Source organism: Yersinia sp. 1652 StPb PI, assembly GCF_041538345.1.
In the GTDB taxonomy this organism is placed as follows: Bacteria; Pseudomonadota; Gammaproteobacteria; order Enterobacterales; family Enterobacteriaceae; genus Yersinia; species Yersinia enterocolitica_E.
Genome location: NZ_JAULSM010000001.1, coordinates 3,265,012 through 3,284,054 on the forward strand (window position 1 = coordinate 3,265,012; position 19,043 = coordinate 3,284,054).

Consider the following 19,043-nt stretch of genomic DNA (forward strand, 5'->3'; position numbering starts at 1 on the left):
ATCACAGCACTGTACAATCACTGGTAATAGTGAATAAAACTGTACATGACTAAAAAATTCATCAGGGTTTAATTTAACTGGTTGATATCATTATTAAATAATGATAAGTAAATAACTTTAATGCAAAGATGGAATTTTAAAATGGAATGGAGATTTTTAGGTTCTATATCAGATGCCAGAAAGTCTGGCTGTAGTGGAGTTTATCTTATCGTTCATCAAGGGATTTTTAATCGTGTTGTGTATGTTGGAGTGAGTTGTAATGTAGGTAGAAGGATAAATGAACATTATGAAGGCTATCTGAGAGGAAATCGAACAATTTACAATGCAGGTCACAATGATGACGTCTATTGTCTTATGTCAACTTACAAAATTCGAAACCATATAAAATACTATCAGTCCTTGGCAAAGAATTATGAAATATGGGGTTCAACTACACTATATTTTGATTCACCTAAAAATATATTAGCAAAAAACCAGACTTTTGATGCTACATGGGAGAGCATTGGATTTGAAAAGTATATCCCTCAACTGGTAGTGTGGGCCCTTCCAATGGCCAATTACTCTTATTCAAATGCAACTAAAATTGAAAGTGTAATCCAATCAAAGCTCATTAAATCTTTTGATTTAAGGGGTTTTTTTAATGCTAAAGACTTAAGTATTTTGGGTAAAATTGAAAAACCTTATTTAGAAAAGATTAAATATTTTATTATTGATTCTCCTGATGTAGACGCGGCGTCCAAAATTATTTTTAACAATTTATTTTCTAAAGAAATTGATGAAAACTTTAGCAAAGAATTCCATTCACAATTTGAAAGTGAAGTTTTTCAGAGAGAAAAAGAAACTCTGAGAAAGCGAGAAATTAGGAACCATAAGATTTCTCTTTATGAAAATCATGGTAAACCTTGGACTTTAAAGGAAATGGAAAAACTAAGAGTCATGCTAGTAGATTTTGACATGTCCCCAACAGAAATATCTGATTACCTTGGAAGGGAACCTCGCTCTATTTCTAAAAAAATAATCGAAAATGATAAAATTACTAATCATAAGTGGCGAGAGAGCGTCGGATGGTTGTGATGTTGCATATTGAAGAAATAAACCAATTTAGCAACTTCAGCTTTTGGCGGGACGTGGTGCTGAGGGACTGCTATGAGCGAAAAGCGGCAGTTGAAGACAATCATGAACGACCTATGACTCGATATTTACTTAATGCACCGTTATTCAAAGGGTTAAGTAAAAAAATATTATCTGTCATCTCAGTGCAATGCAATCTAAGAGTTCAAAGCCCCCCTTTGAGTACACCGTAATTTTTAAAATGTGAGGTAAGTTTATTTTACATATTTTCTAATGCATTATCATATATCTCTTATAATAAAGCATTTTACTGAGGAAAAAATGTCCAATATTAATTTATTCGATGATGTAGTGCATTTAGAAAAACAACATCCAATATATATAATGATGAAAGAAGAACGCTACAAACCGGAGAGAGAAGTAATTAACCAATGGGCAAAAGGATTTCAAAACCGAGACAATAAATTTGCTAAAGAATTTCAAACAAGTTTTGAACCTTGCCTATGGGAGTTATATCTTTTTGCTTATCTGAAAGAATTGGGCTTAAGGAACGACTTTTCATACGACGCTCCTGACTTCGTCGTCCATGATCCAGAATTTTGCATTGAGGCAACCATTGCACTTCCAGCACAAGGAGACCTTGGAGCGCATGGTTTCAGTAAGGAAGATATGCCGAGAGATTTTAATAAATTTAATTCTGAAGCATCTATTCGACTTAGTAATAGCTTTATATCAAAGGTTAAAAAATTAAGATCGAGATATTCTCTACTTCCTCAATGTAAAGAAAAACCTTTTGTAATCGCCATAGCTTCATTCGACAGACCTTTTGCGCACTTTGCAGCATCTAGGCCCATACTTGCAACATTATATGGCCTATACCATGATGAAGAAGCAACCATTGAATCAGGGTCAAAGAGTATAATTTCTTATAACGTCGACGCTGCAGTAAAAAAAGAAAATGTTAATATAGATATGGGGTTATTCTGCACACCTGAATATTCGGATGTAAGTGCTGTGATTTATAGTAGTTTAGCTACTTGGGGAAAAGTAAGAGCCCTTGCGGACAACCCTTCAGCTCTAACGATTTATACATCATTTACTCCAAAGGAAAACTCATTATATCCTGAAGTTCATCAAACCCCAAAAAGTGACTATGTAGAACACCTAGCGGATGGGTTATATATTTTACACAACCCATTTTCCAAGCATCCACTGCCTAAAGAGACACTAAGTCATCCTAGAATAGCGCAAGGTTATGTTGAGCCAGATGGATACGTTAATTTTATAGCGCCAGATGATTTTCTTTTATTGCGTTTTTTACAATCGTTAAATTTTAAAGAGTAGTAATTATGGTCACATCTAATTACTTTACATAGATAAAACCCAGAAAAGGCACTTTTCTTAAAACTCAGCTGTCAAAGATTTAGAGTGGTTATCTACCGGCATGCTTCCGCATCTGCTAGTGCGGCTGAGTGGATTTCTAGTGCCCTCTAGAAGATTTAGTTGATTAAAACAGGTCATGTATCATCTTCAGAGTCAACATATCGCCAACTGTCTATCATTCCATTGAGGAAAAGTATGTCATCAGAAAATTTTGTCACCTTCTGGCTCGCTAGAGCCGACCTTCCATACTTTCTTGAACCTCATGAATTTTACGTTTCGGAGGCCAAGCGTAGACTTCTATCGCAGTTTGGCGATTTAGAACAAGAAGCAGAAAGGAGAGAACAACAGTATTTGGAGGCTACCGCAAAATATTTCGATCCTGATAACGATGATCCAATGGCTGCCTACGAGCAAGCCTACCACGAGGGAATTAATTATGCATGGTCGCTTCTGGAGATGCAAAATACCGTGTTGTTGGCAGTAACAGCAGGAATGTACCACCAGTTTGATAAAAAACTAAGAGAACACACCATCAAAGAACTAAGCAACTGGTGCAAAAGAGAATTAATTACTCCCATGATCTGGAATTTAACTTTCCATCAGCTTATTGATTTGCTCGAATGGATTGGCCTCAAAATCAATGGAACCGGATACGGAGAAAGGATCAAAACTTGTAACTTGGTAGTAAACGTATACAAGCATGGGGACGGCCCTGCGCATCAAACACTATCATTCAATCATCCTGAGTACTATCCACACCCTACCGATGTTCGAGGTACACAGAACGTACCTAACCATGATGATTTACATGTATCAGAAGAGCAATTTGTAGAGTTTGCTGACACAATAACTGAATTCTGGAAAGCAGTTCCAGAGAATTGCTATTACTCAGATCTCAAAGAAGAACCCAAATAGTTGAGTAACGTTGTGACAAAATTCGAAAAAAAACAGAAGGGAAATAGGGGCTAATTACCCATCTCAAAACATCAAATTTGCAGTGATCTGCTCCCCGGTTATTAGTATGGAAGTTAACAATGTCTGCTTCTGGCACAGAGCAGCCTGTCAGATTAGGTATAGCTCTGTGATGTAATAGTGTCAGGTCGAGTTTGAGCTAATACAATTTATCCGATCAGTTCCTTCACAGATCGCCCTAACCCGCTCAATAGAAAGTCCAAGCCCTTCAGCAAGTATAGGCTGATTGGGTTCATAAACTCCTCAACCAGCATGACAGCTACAGTTGTAGGCTCTCGTGAAATAGTATCCATATCGCTCCTATCGGCTTGTATTTATACTAAACAGTGCTAGGTTAGTATCTATTAACCTTCAGGGGAGAACAATATGGCAAAGTCTATTATCGACCTAATTGGCAGAGAAGAAGCCAACAGGCTGATGGCAGCAGCAGTGGCCAAGGCAGCCCAAGAGAATAGAGATCTTGGATTGCCGGAACCAGTGAAGGTTAATGGGGTATGGGTTAAAAAATATCCAGATGGAAGCATACAGAAAATATAAAAATCGGCTGGACTCTATCTACTTATTGGGATTAAAAAAATAAAGAAATGAATAATATTCAAACATCAGATAGCTTGGTTGTTGGCCAGCTCTATACAAGAAATGATCTCAAAAAGCTTTTTAATATTACAGATGCGACAATCAATACTGGGATTTTTCAGCCCAAAAATCATGCATCTATATGGTTATTTATCACAGAAGACAAGACAACCGACCGCACACAATATAATGATTTATTGGAAGAAGATATTATTTCCATGCAAGGGAAAATTATTAGGGGGTAAAAAATAAAAGTCTCTATCCACAGGAGTGAAGTATTATTTATCTCCAAAACATTAGTGATATTACATTTGATTTCTTGTTAGATAAGCCTTCCTTGGCTTAAATAATATTATCTCTTCCTAATATCTAATGCACACATACCTTTATCATTGTTCCCAACTATAAAGGATACATTTTTAATAGAATCATCATCATCTAAAAGAGTAGCAGGATATAATTCACTTCTATGGAAAAAATACCTATTTTGGTCTAAAGCATTAATAAACCCATAGGATACTCCCCTATCGGTTGACATAACTTTATCTATAGTTCCAATAACTCTACCTGAATTATAACTCTCAGTTACAGGTTTAAATTTTTCAAGTAGTTCTTCTATTTTATAACTATATTGTGAGATGTTATTTTTATTAAGCTGTTCTAACCCTAGCTTTATTGCTTGCAATGAATTAACAGAAATGCTATTAAGGTTAGCATCAATGAAATTAAATATATTTTTAATAATACTGAAATCAGATGTCTTAGTATAATAAACTTCTGTAACATTAAATATATCGAAAAGTCGTTTTATAGTTCCATGATCATAATCCTCAGTATTTACTGCAGTCTCAATTAATTCAACACATCTTTCTAAACTAACTTTTGCTTTAGAATAATCGGAGTCTTTAATATACTGCTCTGCCATTCTTCTGTAACAACTAGCAGCCTGATCATAAGTACTAATTCTAAATTTACGATGACGAGATGATTGGTTTGGGATTAACTCTTCATAAAGTTTTGACCCTGATTTATAATCCCCATTAAGAGTAAGGATCCATGCCTTACATGTTTTAAGTGCTATATCTTCACTATCTACTCTTAAGGCTTCATCTATTTGCTCATTTGCCCTTTCAAACTCCTCTTCGCTAATTAGAAATTGTGCGTATGCATACCGCGAAACGACGGAATCTGGATTAATTTCAATTGCTTTTTCCATTTCAACTTCAGCTTTAAATGGTGATGAATCTTTTAAAATAAAACTATGTATTCTATAACACTCAGAAAAGCCTGGCATTAAGGATTTCGCTTTCTTTATATGCTCTTCAGCTAGAAGAAAACTGCCTGTCTTAGCTTCAAAAAGCGCTTTCTTTAAATAAATGGAACATATCTTTTCGTCTCTCGTTGACCAAGATATAATATTTAGATCATAATTATAATGATTTTTCTTAACCGAAGTGTCTGATACAATACTTTGAAGCTCTTTTCGCTTTATTTTAATATCTTGATATATTTCATTTGGCACTGGTCTTACTGTGTTAATATATTCCTCAGCTACACTAGTCAAATTATAAACCTGCCCAGCCTGTGTTATTTTATCCCCAGTGGAAATTAACATACTTGAGTTATGTAACTGATGTAATGCTTCTTCAATTTGAAGGTCTGGAGTGCCACTCAGAAAAAATCTCAACTCTACTGCTGATACAGGCTTTCTGATACATGCTATTACTGATATTAATTGTTTTTCTATCTCACCTAATTTATCGTATAAGCTTTCGAAACAGAAGCACAGTGCTTCTTGGAAGTTTTTACTTTGTTTATTTATTAGCTCTGAATTTGTATTTCCTGCTGCAACGGCCAAGACATACCATTTAATTAAAAGTGGGTTATTATAAAGGAGCTTACATAATTGAGATAATGCATCATTCTTCTTTTTATACAACTTCTCTACGTTTAACAATCTAGACATATTTTTCATCAATTCAACTGATGGTTTATCATCCAACTTGTCAAGTTTGTATCTATATTCTATTTCCCCTAATCCAATCCTTGTAGTTATAATAACTTTTGAATTATTTGGTATGTCAGCTAGGAAATCCCTTACTTCAGAGCTTGAAATAGTTTCTAGATTATCAATGCATAATAATATTTTAAACTCTGACATGTACTCTAATATTTCATTTAGATCTACATCTATATTATTGCTAACATCACCCATCAAATTGAATGAGATCTCTTGAAACAAGCCAGAACTAGAGTTAATGGCATTCTTAATTTGGCTGGTTCCATTTACTGTTAACCGATTAGTTTTCAGTGATACCCATACAATTATATCAAATATAGATTCACTTAATGTATCTGACTCACAAACTTCTAATATATCATATAAACACCTCTGTGCTAATGCTGTTTTTCCAACCCCCCCTTCACCAACTATCGATATAACCTTTGTATTTGACATTATGAGTTTATTAATTGACTTTCTATCTTTATCTCGTCCCATAAAGCCTGTATCATCAAATTCAGGGAGTGGTAAGTTATTGCTAATTGTTTTTGTATGTACTTTCCAAAAACTTGGTATTTCAAGAGACAGAGCGAACCCTGGATTATCTAAATTCTTTATAGCCTTATTTATACTTTTCCAATCACTAATTTTTCCCATCGTAATTAATTCATAAGAAAAATCTAATAAACTCATAAAATCATTAGGCTCTAAGGGTCTTGAATGGCAAACTCTATTTCTACATTTAGTTAGTTTTTCTAAATCATTTGCTATTTTAGTAACATCATCTTTTTTAAAAATTTTCTGTACATTACTAATCTTATGTAAAATCTTACTTAAATCATAAAAATCAATAAAATCAAGAAGTTCTAATAAATCCAATTCCTTAGAAAATACTTCTTTTTTATGCTCATAAAATCTTTCCTTAGCTACTTTAATTATGTCTATAGGAAGATATTCATTATAATCATTATCTCCATCTTGTAGTTCGTTAATTATAATAGTTCTAAGGTCTGTTTCAATTGAGGAAATAAGTGAAAAGCACGACATTCTTGTTGCAAAATTACGACTTGCCATTTGAAAAACCTCTAATTAATTTTACAAATTGTTTCAATTAAAAACTAACGAAATACATTATAAATGTAAATATTTTACATCGGATAATATGCATATGAATATATAATATTGTTTTACTGTTTTTTTTAGTTTTTAATATTTGTTAATTTAATTTCTTAGCCAAATCCTCTGCCCTAGGATGATAGTATCTCATCAGCATTCTAGGGTCTTTGTGGCCAGTTATTTTTGTGAGTTCGTGCATGGGAAAGATTTCAGCCAGGCGTGAGGTGGCTTCATGGCGTAAATCGTGGAATCGCAAATCCAGTAAATAATCTGAGTTGGCTTTCTTTCCTAAAGAAGCACATTCTTGCTCATACAACTTACGAGCGCGCTTTCTGGCTCTATCGAATGCACAGCTTATTGCGTCAACTCGGGCTTTAAATACCCGATCATCAGTTGAATTCTCGTCCTCTTCCCTGGCCTCCGCGATAATCTTTAACTTTTCTAATACTGCTACCGCTTTTGAGGAAAGCGGCACATCACGCGAATCGCCATTTTTCGTCTTGGGCAGATGAGCGACACGCAGCTTTAAATCGACATATTTCCAGCGTAACCCAACAATTTCACCACGTCGCATAGCCGTTTCCAACGCTAGGCAAACTGCTGATGGCAATATCGGAGATTGAGTATTGGTAATAATCCGCTCGATTTCGTTCTGAGTGCTGTTTCTTAGCGTTTTAAGCTCATTATTTGATTCGTCTATGGCTGGCACACCCTCAACCGCTATACGCCGTGTACGTGCATTATCGGGTTGGGGTTTGCGGATCAGGTCAACAGGATTAATCAGGCTTTCCATTCCCCACTCTTTGCGGGAAATATTAAATAAGTGAGAAAGCAGAGATAGCCGGCGTAGCACCGTGGCCGGCGCATAGTCTTTTAACCATTCGTCTCTTAATTTGGCAACATCGGCACTACGAATACTGGCCATATAACATTTGGCTAATGGTTGCCGCTTAAAGATGCGGATAATAGACCTATCTTGCACCGCTCCCTTTTTGTTGGTGACAATTTCATTCTCATAACGCACTAACGAGTCATATAGCGTTGTCGATTCCGATTCGCTACGGCTAAGCCACACGCCGCGAGCCATTTCCGACTCAACCATTTTTGCCCAGGCATCAGCCTCGGCTTTGGTATTAAACGTTTTAGTTTGTGACGGGAAGCCACGTTTACGGATTTGAGTTTCCCATTGATAGGCACCACGCTTGCGGATCGTCGCCATTCTGCACTCTTTTATTTCTAACTGTGGCAAGAGTGTGGCAAAAAAGATTTTATTTATCTATGCGCATGGATAAGTTATGGCAAATAAGATCGATTTTAGGAAAGAGAAACAGCAGAAAACAGAAAAATTGGCGGTTAAAACTTTTGAGACAAAGGCCAAAATCACCTTATCTGTTGCTCGGTAATTTCAGCCAGTGGCGCTATCGAATTAAAAGTGAATTTAAAATTAATATCCTTTAAATTCAACTAACTAAACCCTCAATACTCCTGATCGACAATCAGCCGCTTGCCCAACATGATGCTGTCTTGGGTTTCGTAATCAAGCTTTTCATACATGCCAATTACCGCATCATTGTCTTCGCGCACCATGATATTCAGCTTCGGACAGCCACGGGCAATGAGTTTCTTCTCAAGGCGACTGATCAGCGCATTGGCAAAGCCACGGCCACGGAAGTCAGGATGGACCCCCAGATAATAAGCCGAGCCACGGTGGCCATCGTAACCGCCCATGATTGACCCCACAATCGCCCCACTCACTTCCGCTACTAAAAACAGTTCGGGCGAGTGATTCAACTTACGCTCAATATCCATTTCTGGATCATTCCAAGGCCGCAGCAAGTCGCAATGCTCCCACAGCAGAATCACTTCTTCAAAATCGTCTTGCTGAAATACGCGGATTTCCATGGATGTTTGCACCCTTGAGTAATATGGATATTCTGATTATCGTGGCAATATTATATCACGCAATATTAAAGTGATATTTCCCACCGTGATAGTGAGTAATGATATTTGAGAAGAAGCAGATAAATCTTGCCGATCTTGTAGTTTAATAGCCGCAAATCCACACAGAAAGTACAATAATGGCGGCGAATCGGGGTATACTTGGCCCCTAAATATTTGCAAGCTAATAGAACCCTCGCTGATGAATTCACCCGATACCGCCCAAATCAAAACCTACCTGCTAGCTTTGCAGGATAAAATCTGTGCCGCACTGACACATGCCGATGGCGGAGCAACCTTCACAGAAGAGAGCTGGACCCGCGAAGAAGGCGGCGGTGGGCGCAGTCGGGTATTGGTTAATGGGGTGGTATTTGAACAGGCGGGGGTTAATTTCTCTCATGTGTCTGGTGCAGCATTACCCGCATCCGCTACTGCGCATCGCCCCGAATTGGCCGGTCGTAGTTTTCAGGCACTTGGGGTGTCGCTGGTGATTCATCCACTAAGCCCTTATCTGCCCACCAGCCATGCCAATGTGCGTTTCTTTATTGCTGAGAAACCTGGCGAAGATCCGGTGTGGTGGTTTGGTGGCGGTTTCGATTTAACCCCTTACTACGGCTTTGAAGAAGATGCTATTCACTGGCATCAGACCGCCCATCAGTTGTGCCAACCTTTTGGTAAAGAAATCTACCCACGCTATAAAAAATGGTGTGACGATTACTTCTATATCAAGCATCGCAATGAAGCGCGAGGCATTGGTGGCCTGTTTTACGATGACTTGAATAGCCCTGATTTTGATACCTGTTTCCGCTTTACTCAGGCGGTAGGTGATGGTTTCCTTGATGCTTATATGCCTATTGTTGCACGGCGCAAAGCATTGAGTTGGGGGGAGCGTGAGCGTCAGTTCCAACTTTATCGCCGTGGCCGTTATGTGGAATTTAATCTGGTGTGGGACCGTGGCACCTTGTTCGGTTTGCAAACCGGTGGTCGTACCGAATCTATTTTGATGTCGCTGCCACCCCTGGTGCGCTGGGAATATAACTATCAGCCGGCAGAAGATAGCGCTGAAGCGGCGCTATATCGCGATTTTCTGCCCGTAAAAGAGTGGCTAGCGACCGGAGAACAGCACTGATGCAAATTTGGGTTGATGCGGACGCCTGTCCGAATGTGATTAAAGAGGTGTTATTTCGCGCCGCAGATCGTACCGGCATGATGGTCACGCTGGTGGCTAATCAGCCATTGAAAACCCCACCATCAAAATTTATCCGTACCTTACAAGTCGCCTCCGGTTTTGATGTTGCTGATAATGAAATCGTGCAACGGGTGGAGAAAAATGATCTGGTTATCACGGCAGATATTCCCCTGGCCGCCGAAGTGATAGACAAAGGCGGTATCGCCCTGAATCCACGCGGTGAGCGCTATACGCCAGACACCATCCGTGAACGGCTGAATATGCGTGACTTTATGGATACCATGCGTGCCAGCGGCATTCAAACCGGTGGACCTAACACCTTAAATCAGCGTGACCGCCAGCAATTTGCCAACGAACTGGATAAGTGGTTACAGCAAGCCTGCAAAAACTGCGGTTAGATCCTGATAAACAAAAAACCGCCAAATAACGTATTCAATATAAATAGGATCCACTTCAGAAGATGGGTTTCAGCAAACTGACGATGCTAAACCAAGGGGAAACGCCCCGTTCGGGTCGTAGCGACGTAAGTCGCCGGAGCGCCCGTAGGTGCGGTCGCCCCTTGGCTCATTGTGTTATAACGCAAGTAACTTATAAAGGTTCGGTTTGCGCTTCAACCACCGCTAACGCCACCATATTCACGATCCGACGCACTGAAGCAATTGGCGTCAAGATATGCACCGGTTTCGCCACCCCCATCAGCACTGGCCCAACCGTTACTCCTTCCGATGATGTCACCCGCAGCAGGTTGTAACTGATACGTGCCGCTTCCATATTCGGCATAATCAACACGTTGGCAGCACCTTTCAATGGGCTGTCTGGCATCAGGTTATGGCGAATACTTTCCACCAGCGCGGCATCACCATGCATCTCACCGTCAATTTCCAGCTCTGGTGCCATCTGATTAACCAATTCCAACGTGCGGCGCATTTTACGCGCGGCTGGGCAGTCTGAGGTGCCAAAGCTGGAGTGAGATAACAGTGCCACTTTCGGTTCAATCCCGAAGCGACGCACAGTTTCAGCGGCCATTAAGGTAATCTCAGCCAACTGCTCTGGTGTCGGATCATCATTGACATAAGTATCCGCAATAAAAGTGTTACCGGTAGGTAGCAACAGTGCATTCATCGCACCCGCCACATGAGCACCTTCACGGAAACCGAATACTTTCTCTACCACATCGTAATGTTCATGATAGGTACCGATAGTGCCACAAATCATTGCATCAGCTTCACCACGATGCACCATGATCGAACCAATCAGTGTGGGATTACCAATCACTGCACGACGGGCTTGCTCTTGCGAGACGCCACGACGTTTCATGATTTGATAATACTCTTGCCAGTACTCGTTAAAACGCGAATCGGATTCATTGTTAACCACCTCAAAGTCTTTACCTGCTGTAATTTGCAGGCCCAACTTCTTCAGTCGGGTCTCAATCACACTCGGGCGGCCAATCAGAATAGGATAAGCCAGTTCCTGCGAGATCAACTCCTGAGTAGCATGCAGCACCCGCTCTTCTTCCCCTTCCGCCAATACCACCCGTTTCATCTCTTTCTTCGCCTGCGAGAAAATAGGTTTCATAAACAGGTTAGTTTTGTAGACAAACTCAGACAGCTTTTCGATGTAAGCACTAAAATCGGCAATTGGCCGGGTTGCCACACCAGAGTCCATCGCCGCTTTGGCCACTGCCGGTGCAATTTTTACAATCAGACGCGGGTCGAATGGTTTAGGAATTATGTACTCAGGGCCAAAGGAGAGGTCTTGCTCACCGTAAGCGGATGCCACCACATCACTCTGCTCAGCCAGCGCCAGGTCCGCAATGGCATGCACACAAGCCAGTTTCATCTCTTCATTAATGGTGGTGGCACCGACATCCAGCGCGCCACGGAAGATGAACGGGAAGCACAGTACGTTGTTAACCTGATTGGGATAATCCGAGCGGCCAGTGCAAATAATCGCATCAGGGCGCACCGCTTTCGCCAACGGCGGCAGGATCTCTGGTTCCGGGTTCGCCAGTGCCAAAATCAATGGGTTCGGTGCCATGGTTTTCACCATGTCCTGAGTTAAAACCCCCGGGCCAGAACAGCCGAGGAAGATGTCCGCACCTGGCATCGCATCACCCAGCGTGCGTTGACCGTTATCTTCAATCGCATACGCCGCTTTGGTTTGTGCCATATTGGCTTCACGGCCTTTATAAATCACACCTTTGGAGTCGCATGCAGTGATATTGTGATGTTTTAATCCCAGCGCCACCAGCAGGTTTAAACAGGCAATCGATGCCGCCCCTGCCCCTGATACCACCAGTTTCACATCGCTGATGTCTTTCTTCACCACCCGCAGGCCATTGAGTACCGCAGCGGTGCAGATAATCGCCGTGCCATGCTGATCATCGTGGAATACCGGGATCTTCATGCGTTCACGCAATTTTTGCTCAATATAGAAACATTCCGGTGCTTTGATATCTTCCAGATTAATGCCACCGAATGTCGGTTCCAGCGACGCGATAATATCAATCAATTTGTCTGGATCGAGTTCATCCACTTCAATATCAAATACATCAATACCTGAAAATTTCTTAAACAGAACGCCCTTACCTTCCATTACCGGTTTACCGGCCAATGCGCCAATATTGCCCAGTCCCAGCACCGCAGTACCATTGGAAATCACAGCAACCAGATTGCCGCGCGCCGTGTATTTGTAAGCAGCCAAAGGATCAGCAGCAATTTCTAAACACGGAGCCGCCACACCGGGCGAGTAAGCCAGCGCCAAATCCCGTTGGGTTGCTAGCGGTTTGGTTGGCGACACCTGAATTTTCCCTGGGGTTGGATATTGGTGAAAATCAAGCGCACTCTGTTTCAACTGTTCGTCCATTGTAGGTTCCCTTTGATTTTATTCTTCGAGGTTATACCCAATAAACTTGAAATTGCAGGCAGGCAGCAAGTGAACCAATCCCGATAAGCGCACGATGATAAGTGATTCGGGTGAGTGAACGTAGCTAACACCACGGTGGTTTCAAGGTCGAAGGGTATATATGACCAATAACAGAACCAGTATAGTGAGTGATTTATCACAATCTATGAAGCAGGCCATACTCTGCATAACATTTTTGCTTCAATTGAAGAATTTACTTATCAATCAGAGAGGATGGTCAACAATCGGGGGAGTGAATGCCGCTAACATCACGGCAATATCGGTAAGAAAGGTATTTATTTGAACCAATTATGAATTTGGGCGTATTGCAATAACATAATCGTCTTACCATCTTTAATGCGGCCATCAGCAATCATGGCAATGGCTTCGCTAAACGGCAGTTCAACCACGTCGATTACCTCGTCTTCCACGCCGACATCATCAGTAATTTTCTGATCTGGATGATATTCCGCCGCAAAGAAATAGATAATTTCAGTCACGCCCCCCGGCGACATATAAGCTTCAAACAGCTTCTGCACTTTATCAACCTGATAACCCGTCTCTTCCATCGCTTCACGGCGAATACACTCTTCCGGTGAGTCGTTATCCAGCAAACCGGCACAGGCTTCCAGCAACATGCCACCAGGATTGCCATTCACATAGGTTGGCATGCGGAATTGTTCAATCAGTACCACGGTACCCTTCTGGCGGTTATACAGCAGAATGGTTGCGCCGTTACCCCGGTCATACACTTCACGAATCTGTTGTACCGGAGTCCCGTTATCAGTTATTAAATCAAAGGTGTATTTGTGTAGTTTGAACCAGTTTTTGGATAATAATTCACTCTGAATATTTTCAATTTTGACTGACATAAACCCTTCTCTACTCCGAACAACATCATAAAATTTTATTTACTTAGCTAACGCTAGTGCCTGCTTTTTTGCAATAGGAACCCGCATAATAAAAAATGCCCTGTCGACACGACGTCCACAGGGCATCTCAAGGTCACTCAACAGCTAACACTGCGGCAACGCCAAGGAGAAAGGCGATGTTAGAAGCCGGTAGGAATATCCTTCATATCCGGTAACTTATGGGCTATCCCTTTGTGGCAGTCGATACAGGTTTTCCCTTCGGTTATCGCCTTACTGTGCATTTTCGCCGCGACCGTTTTTTGTGCGGTGAAGTCCATATTGTCGAAATTATGGCAGTTACGGCACTCTTGCGAGCCATTGGCTTTCATTCGCGCCCACTCATTTTCGGCCATGGTTAGGCGGTGAGCCTCAAACTTTTGCGGGGTATCAATCAGGCCGAAAGCCTTGGCATACAGCTCTTTACTCGCCTTGATTTTACGCAGCATCTTTGGCCCCCACTCATGGGGAACGTGACAATCCGGGCAGGTCGCCTTCACACCACTGCGGTTGCTGTAGTGGATGGTCCCCATATATTCCTGATAAACGTTATCTTTCATCTCATGGCAGCTAATACAGAATTTCTCGGTATTCGCCATCTCCATGCCAGTGTTAAATCCCCCCCAGAAAATGATGCCACTGACAAAGCCAATCAGCAGTAAAGTCCCGAGCGCCAGCCGGCTTGGCCTGCGCCACCACTGCCATATACGTCTGATAACACCGGGCTTTTTAGTTTCGCTCATAACTTATCTCGCTTATCGCTCATTTCGGTTATTGGCCAAAGCCAGGGGCTGGCTGGAAGCTGTTACCGACAATCGGTGCGGCATCGGTTTGTGGCACATGGCATTGCAGGCAGAAATAGCGACGTGGTGAGACTTCACTCGATACTTTGCCATCACGGTCAATAAAGTGGGTTGGGCTGACACGCGGTGCTCCGGTGGTGCGATAGTGCTCCACACCGTGGCATTGCAGGCAACGATTGGTATTTTTACTGATTTGATAGCCATCCACGCTATGCGGGATCAGCGGGGGTTGGTTAACATAGTTCAGTGCCATGCGCTGTTGCTGTTTCGGCATTTTCACTTTGCCTTCAGCCGTGCCAGAAACTTCTGGTGATTGAGTCAAGTCCATTTCGACATTGCTGGCAGCAGTGGCTGCACCGGCGATCACCAACACCGCCAGCAGCGATATAACTGACAAAAACCGGCGGTTGAATGATTTAAAAATCGTGTTATTCATTATTTTCTCCTGAGTACACCGTCTTTATCCTGAGCATCCCTGGATGAGGGTTATAACTGGCTGCTCATGCCTGCCCCGCAGGGCAGGCAATCTCAATTACGCCACTACCCGTGCCAACTTCACTGCACATTTTTTGAAGTCAGTTTCTTTGGATAACGGATCGGTGGCATCCAGCGTCAGGTTATTGACCAACTGCGCGGCATCGAAGAACGGCATATACACCAGTCCTTGTGGTGGGCGGTTACGACCACGGGTTTCTACCAATGAAGTCACTTCGCCACGGCGTGAAATTACTTTCACTTTGTCACCACGCCGCAAATCACGGGCTTTGGCATCCAGTGGGTGAATGAATAGCACCGCTTCAGGGAAAGCACGGTGTAACTCAGGAACGCGACGGGTCATGGAACCGGTATGCCAATGCTCCAGCACACGGCCGGTAGAGAGCCACAGGTCATATTCCTGATCCGGGCTTTCAGCCGCAGGCTCGTAGGGTAGCGCAAAAATTACCGCCTTGCCGTCAGGTTTACCGTAGAAACGCACCTCTTCGCCTTTCGGCACGAAGGGATCGAACCCCTCACGGTAACGCCAGAGGGTTTCTTTACCATTCACCACCGGCCAGCGCAGGCCGCGCTCTTGGTGATAACGGTCAAACGGTGCTAAGTCATGGCCGTGTCCGCGACCAAAATCGGCATACTCTTCAAACAGCCCTTTCTGAATGTAGAAGCCGAAATCGCGTGCTTCGTCGTTCAGTTGATCGGCGGGGATTTCACTCAGTGGATATTTGCTGACCACATCGTTGGCAAACAGCACGTCATACAGCGTCTTACCGCGATACTCCGGTTTTTTATCGACCAACTCAGCAGGCCAAACCTCTTCAACTTTGAAGCGTTTGGCGAACTCGACAATCTGCCATAAGTCAGATTTCGCCTCGCCTGGTGCAGGGACTTGCTGACGCCAGAATTGGGTGCGTCGCTCTGCATTGCCATAAGCACCCTCTTTTTCCACCCACATCGCAGTCGGTAAAATAAGATCAGCAGCCAGTGCACTGATAGTGGGATAAGGGTCAGAAACCACAATAAAGTTGCGCGGATCACGCCAACCCGGCATGCGCTCTTCATTGATATTCGGACCCGCTTGCATGTTGTTATTACACATCACCCAGTAAGCATTAAGGGTGCCGTCTTTTAGCGCGCGATCTTGCGCCACCGCATGCAGCCCCACCTTCTCAGGGATAGTGCCGGCAGGCAGTTGCCACTTGGTTTCAGCAATCTGGCGATGTTTTTCGTTGGTCACCACCATATCTGCCGGTAGACGATGGGAGAAGGTCCCCACTTCACGGGCTGTGCCACAAGCCGAAGGCTGGCCGGTCAGAGAGAATGGGCCAGACCCCGGTTTAGAGATTTTGCCGGTTAACAGGTGCAGGTTGTAGCACATGTTGTTGGCCCAAACCCCGCGGGTGTGTTGGTTAAAACCCATGGTCCAGTAGGAGACTAATTTTACTTTCGGATCAGCATACAACTGCGCCAATGACACCAGTTGATCCTCCGGCACGCCGCTCATTTTAGCGGTTTTCTCTAGGGTATATTGCGCGACAAAGGCTTTGAAATCATCAAAACTCATCGGCTCGGAGGCATCACTACCCGGATTCTTGGCGGCTTTTTCCAACGGATGGGTTGGGCGCAGACCATAACCGATATCGGTGGCACCACGGCGGAAATTCACATGGCGGTCGAGGAAACCCTGATCAACAGCATTATTCTGGATAATGTAATTGGCGATGTAATTCATGATGACTAGATCGGTCTGTGGCGTGAAGACGATCGGGTTATCTGCCAGCTCAAAACTACGGTGCTCAAAGGTAGAAAGGACGGCGATCCTGACATTGTCATCGGTCAGGCGGCGGCTGGTCATGCGCGACCACAAAATCGGGTGCATTTCTGCCATATTGGATCCCCAGAGCACGAATGCATCTGCTTCTTCAATATCATCGAAGCAACCCATAGGTTCATCCATACCAAAGGTACGCATAAAACCCACCACCGAAGAGGCCATACAATGACGAGCATTCGGGTCCAGATTGTTGGAGCGGAAGCCTGCTTTCAGCAACTTGGAAGCCGCATAGCCCTCCCATACCGTCCATTGGCCAGAGCCGAACATACCCACCGAGGTTGGGCCTTTTTCTTTTAGCGCGTTTTTGAATTTCAGCTCCATGATATCAAAGGCTTTCTCCCAACTTATCGGGGTAAAATCACCTTCTTTATCATACTGACCGTCTTTCATGCGCAGCAGCGGTTGAGTCAGTCGGTCTTTGCCATACAGGATTTTCGGCAGGAAATAGCCTTTGACGCAGTTTAGCCCACGGTTAACCGGAGAGTCGGGATCCCCTTGCGACGCCACGATACGGCCATTTTGTGTTCCGACCAATACACCGCAGCCAGTGCCACAGAATCGGCAAGGTGCTTTGTCCCATTTTATTGCATTTGTTGTTTCACCCACCACGGCTTTAGCGACAGTAGGTATGGTCAATCCGGCGGCGGCGGCTGCGGCTACCGCAGCATTGGCCTTCATAAAATCCCGGCGGCTGAGTTTCATGGCATTTCCTCACCTTGGCTTTCCTGCTGGTGATAAACCAGCGATACAGCCAGCACACCATCCAGATTACGTGCTGACTCAATATGATTCAGGAGCACGTCTGAGCGCGCCGCCTGCATAACCACCACCAACTTGCCCAGAGTGGCATCACTGGTGGGTATTTCTGTTCCCGGGATAGCCAACAGGTCGTCGATCAGTTGTGCAATTCGCGCCGGTTTGGCTTGCAGCACCAATCCACAGACATGCCATTCTTTATCGTCCATCTTCACTCCGGGTAAGGGTTACTGCCTGAACCGGACAACTGGGCACACAGGCACCACATCCGTTACAAGCAGGAAGGTCTAATTCGGGCTGAGCAATGCCGTTTACGCGCGGACGAAATCGAATTGCCCTACTCTCACAGCTATCCTGACAGCTACGGCATTCAATATTGTGGAAAGGTAAACAGCGCTCTGAAATGTTGATTTTAAGTCGCCAGGGCGTCAGAGCTGTTGCGGTAAAAACACCGGCCTCACACACTTGTGCACAGGCCTGGCAAAAACTACATTCAGCACGTTGGAAATCTATTTCGGGGAATCCGCCACTGCCAACCACCAATACGCCGGTTTCACAGGCAGTCACACAGGCATCACAGCGGGTACAGCCAGCAATAAAATCGGCTTCCATCACCGACCAGGGGGGCCTATGCACTGAAAGTTCTCGTTTATCTGCTTGCCAAAGGCCAGTCAGCAATTTACGCCGTGATAAATCAGTCATACTGATATCCTTAACATCTACTGGCGCGCCCGCATGTGCGATAGAGAGAGTTCATTCAAAGCCCGGAGGTTTACATTAGCTAGTGATAATAATTCTTATTTTTATTAAAAGATTTCCCCAGTGTTTAGGTATTAGATACAGAATAATGAGTAATAAAATAATTACTCTTTAGGGTTAATCGGTGGTAGATATTGAGCAAGATCAATTAATTTAGTGGTTATTTACGCAGTTTGTCACTGTTAAATCTATTTGCGTTATTACCTTTTTTATATAACGATTTGTTTAATGAGAATAGCTATCAAACAAGATGATACTTTGGTAATTATTTCTTCGGGTAAACTGTTGCGGTTAAATGAATTTGGCCTCAGTTTTGAGGTACACTTAGATCGCAGTT

At 43.2% G+C, this 19,043-nt stretch carries 17 protein-coding genes; 7 read left to right on the forward strand and 10 right to left on the reverse strand.

The genetic code is table 11. The features are described 5' to 3' along the window. Window positions 1-141: 141 nt before the first annotated feature. From Q2T71_RS14905 to Q2T71_RS14925, 5 genes are all read left to right on the forward strand, one after another. Window positions 142-1,074: a GIY-YIG nuclease family protein gene (locus Q2T71_RS14905; protein ID WP_372559604.1), complete on the forward strand. Its 933-nt coding sequence runs from the start codon at window positions 142-144 to the stop codon at window positions 1,072-1,074. Between the two features lie 318 nt (window positions 1,075-1,392). Then, window positions 1,393-2,415, forward strand: a complete 1,023-nt coding sequence (locus tag Q2T71_RS14910) for a glycosaminoglycan attachment site (protein WP_372559605.1) — start codon at window positions 1,393-1,395, stop codon at window positions 2,413-2,415. Window positions 2,416-2,649: 234 nt separating this feature from the next. Beyond that, window positions 2,650-3,369, forward strand: coding sequence for a hypothetical protein (locus tag Q2T71_RS14915; RefSeq protein WP_372559606.1), 720 nt, complete (start codon window positions 2,650-2,652; stop codon window positions 3,367-3,369). A 423-nt stretch (window positions 3,370-3,792) separates the two neighbouring features. Further along, complete coding sequence (locus Q2T71_RS14920) at window positions 3,793-3,963, forward strand: hypothetical protein (RefSeq protein WP_155410774.1); 171 nt, start codon at window positions 3,793-3,795, stop codon at window positions 3,961-3,963. Window positions 3,964-4,010: 47 nt separating this feature from the next. Next, the gene (locus Q2T71_RS14925) at window positions 4,011-4,247 is read left to right on the forward strand and encodes a hypothetical protein (RefSeq protein ID WP_372559607.1); all 237 of its coding nucleotides are present in this window, start codon (window positions 4,011-4,013) and stop codon (window positions 4,245-4,247) included. 107 nt (window positions 4,248-4,354) lie between these two features. Here the strand turns inward: Q2T71_RS14925 and Q2T71_RS14930 are convergent, their stop codons facing one another. From Q2T71_RS14930 to Q2T71_RS14940, 3 genes are all read right to left on the reverse strand, one after another. Beyond that, window positions 4,355-7,078 carry an NB-ARC domain-containing protein gene (locus Q2T71_RS14930; RefSeq protein ID WP_372559608.1) on the reverse strand — a complete coding sequence of 908 codons (2,724 nt, stop codon included), beginning with the start codon at window positions 7,076-7,078 and terminating at the stop codon, window positions 4,355-4,357. 142 nt (window positions 7,079-7,220) lie between these two features. Continuing rightward, a complete protein-coding gene (locus Q2T71_RS14935; RefSeq protein WP_372559609.1) occupies window positions 7,221-8,339 on the reverse strand; it encodes a site-specific integrase in 1,119 nt (372 codons plus the stop codon). A 257-nt stretch (window positions 8,340-8,596) separates the two neighbouring features. Continuing rightward, window positions 8,597-9,022: a GNAT family acetyltransferase gene (locus tag Q2T71_RS14940; protein ID WP_005183815.1), complete on the reverse strand. Its 426-nt coding sequence runs from the start codon at window positions 9,020-9,022 to the stop codon at window positions 8,597-8,599. A gap of 238 nt (window positions 9,023-9,260) precedes the next feature. On the opposite strand from Q2T71_RS14940, the gene hemF reads away from it, so the two are divergent. Together hemF and Q2T71_RS14950 are read left to right on the forward strand one after the other, a co-directional pair. Next, on the forward strand, window positions 9,261-10,187 hold the full coding sequence (gene hemF, locus Q2T71_RS14945; protein ID WP_372559610.1) for an oxygen-dependent coproporphyrinogen oxidase: 927 nt from the start codon (window positions 9,261-9,263) through the stop codon (window positions 10,185-10,187). Continuing rightward, window positions 10,187-10,645 (forward strand): YaiI/YqxD family protein, encoded by a 459-nt coding sequence (locus Q2T71_RS14950; RefSeq protein ID WP_372559611.1) that lies wholly within the window; start codon window positions 10,187-10,189, stop codon window positions 10,643-10,645. The genes hemF and Q2T71_RS14950 overlap by 1 nt, the downstream gene beginning before the upstream one ends. Before the next feature lie 190 nt (window positions 10,646-10,835). Here Q2T71_RS14950 and maeB read toward each other — a convergent pair whose 3' ends face one another. The 7 genes from maeB to napF form a co-directional block, all read right to left on the reverse strand. Next, the gene (gene maeB, locus Q2T71_RS14955; RefSeq protein ID WP_083163356.1) at window positions 10,836-13,115 is read right to left on the reverse strand and encodes an NADP-dependent oxaloacetate-decarboxylating malate dehydrogenase; all 2,280 of its coding nucleotides are present in this window, start codon (window positions 13,113-13,115) and stop codon (window positions 10,836-10,838) included. 335 nt (window positions 13,116-13,450) lie between these two features. Further along, window positions 13,451-14,026, reverse strand: coding sequence for a GDP-mannose pyrophosphatase NudK (nudK, locus tag Q2T71_RS14960; RefSeq protein ID WP_372559612.1), 576 nt, complete (start codon window positions 14,024-14,026; stop codon window positions 13,451-13,453). A 179-nt stretch (window positions 14,027-14,205) separates the two neighbouring features. Then, window positions 14,206-14,805 (reverse strand): cytochrome c-type protein NapC, encoded by a 600-nt coding sequence (gene napC, locus Q2T71_RS14965; RefSeq protein ID WP_372559613.1) that lies wholly within the window; start codon window positions 14,803-14,805, stop codon window positions 14,206-14,208. A 28-nt stretch (window positions 14,806-14,833) separates the two neighbouring features. Beyond that, entirely contained in the window at window positions 14,834-15,301 is a 468-nt protein-coding gene (gene napB, locus Q2T71_RS14970) for a nitrate reductase cytochrome c-type subunit (protein WP_372559614.1), read from the reverse strand. 96 nt (window positions 15,302-15,397) lie between these two features. Continuing rightward, window positions 15,398-17,893, reverse strand: coding sequence for a nitrate reductase catalytic subunit NapA (napA, locus tag Q2T71_RS14975; protein ID WP_372559615.1), 2,496 nt, complete (start codon window positions 17,891-17,893; stop codon window positions 15,398-15,400). Then, window positions 17,890-18,156: a chaperone NapD gene (gene napD / locus Q2T71_RS14980; protein WP_083163344.1), complete on the reverse strand. Its 267-nt coding sequence runs from the start codon at window positions 18,154-18,156 to the stop codon at window positions 17,890-17,892. Before napD ends, napA begins: the two co-directional genes overlap by 4 nt. Further along, window positions 18,146-18,649: a ferredoxin-type protein NapF gene (gene napF / locus Q2T71_RS14985; protein WP_372559616.1), complete on the reverse strand. Its 504-nt coding sequence runs from the start codon at window positions 18,647-18,649 to the stop codon at window positions 18,146-18,148. The genes napD and napF overlap by 11 nt, the downstream gene beginning before the upstream one ends. Between the last annotated feature and the right edge of the window lie 394 nt (window positions 18,650-19,043).

Excerpts from the sequence above, each read along its gene's own strand:
- Q2T71_RS14920 (WP_155410774.1), top strand. The coding sequence starts at position 3,793 with ATGGCAAAGTCTATTATCGACCTAATTGGCAGAGAAGAAGCCAACAGG.
- Q2T71_RS14915 (WP_372559606.1), top strand. The coding sequence starts at position 2,650 with ATGTCATCAGAAAATTTTGTCACCTTCTGGCTCGCTAGAGCCGACCTT.
- nudK (WP_372559612.1), bottom strand. The coding sequence starts at position 14,026 with ATGTCAGTCAAAATTGAAAATATTCAGAGTGAATTATTATCCAAAAAC.
- Q2T71_RS14930 (WP_372559608.1), bottom strand. The coding sequence starts at position 7,078 with ATGGCAAGTCGTAATTTTGCAACAAGAATGTCGTGCTTTTCACTTATT.
- napA (WP_372559615.1), bottom strand. The coding sequence starts at position 17,893 with ATGAAACTCAGCCGCCGGGATTTTATGAAGGCCAATGCTGCGGTAGCC.
- Q2T71_RS14905 (WP_372559604.1), top strand. The coding sequence starts at position 142 with ATGGAATGGAGATTTTTAGGTTCTATATCAGATGCCAGAAAGTCTGGC.
- napF (WP_372559616.1), bottom strand. The coding sequence starts at position 18,649 with ATGACTGATTTATCACGGCGTAAATTGCTGACTGGCCTTTGGCAAGCA.
- hemF (WP_372559610.1), top strand. The coding sequence starts at position 9,261 with ATGAATTCACCCGATACCGCCCAAATCAAAACCTACCTGCTAGCTTTG.
- Q2T71_RS14935 (WP_372559609.1), bottom strand. The coding sequence starts at position 8,339 with ATGGCGACGATCCGCAAGCGTGGTGCCTATCAATGGGAAACTCAAATC.
- Q2T71_RS14940 (WP_005183815.1), bottom strand. The coding sequence starts at position 9,022 with ATGGAAATCCGCGTATTTCAGCAAGACGATTTTGAAGAAGTGATTCTG.
- Q2T71_RS14910 (WP_372559605.1), top strand. The coding sequence starts at position 1,393 with ATGTCCAATATTAATTTATTCGATGATGTAGTGCATTTAGAAAAACAA.
- napC (WP_372559613.1), bottom strand. The coding sequence starts at position 14,805 with ATGAGCGAAACTAAAAAGCCCGGTGTTATCAGACGTATATGGCAGTGG.
- maeB (WP_083163356.1), bottom strand. The coding sequence starts at position 13,115 with ATGGACGAACAGTTGAAACAGAGTGCGCTTGATTTTCACCAATATCCA.
- napB (WP_372559614.1), bottom strand. The coding sequence starts at position 15,301 with ATGAATAACACGATTTTTAAATCATTCAACCGCCGGTTTTTGTCAGTT.
- Q2T71_RS14925 (WP_372559607.1), top strand. The coding sequence starts at position 4,011 with ATGAATAATATTCAAACATCAGATAGCTTGGTTGTTGGCCAGCTCTAT.
- Q2T71_RS14950 (WP_372559611.1), top strand. The coding sequence starts at position 10,187 with ATGCAAATTTGGGTTGATGCGGACGCCTGTCCGAATGTGATTAAAGAG.
- napD (WP_083163344.1), bottom strand. The coding sequence starts at position 18,156 with ATGGACGATAAAGAATGGCATGTCTGTGGATTGGTGCTGCAAGCCAAA.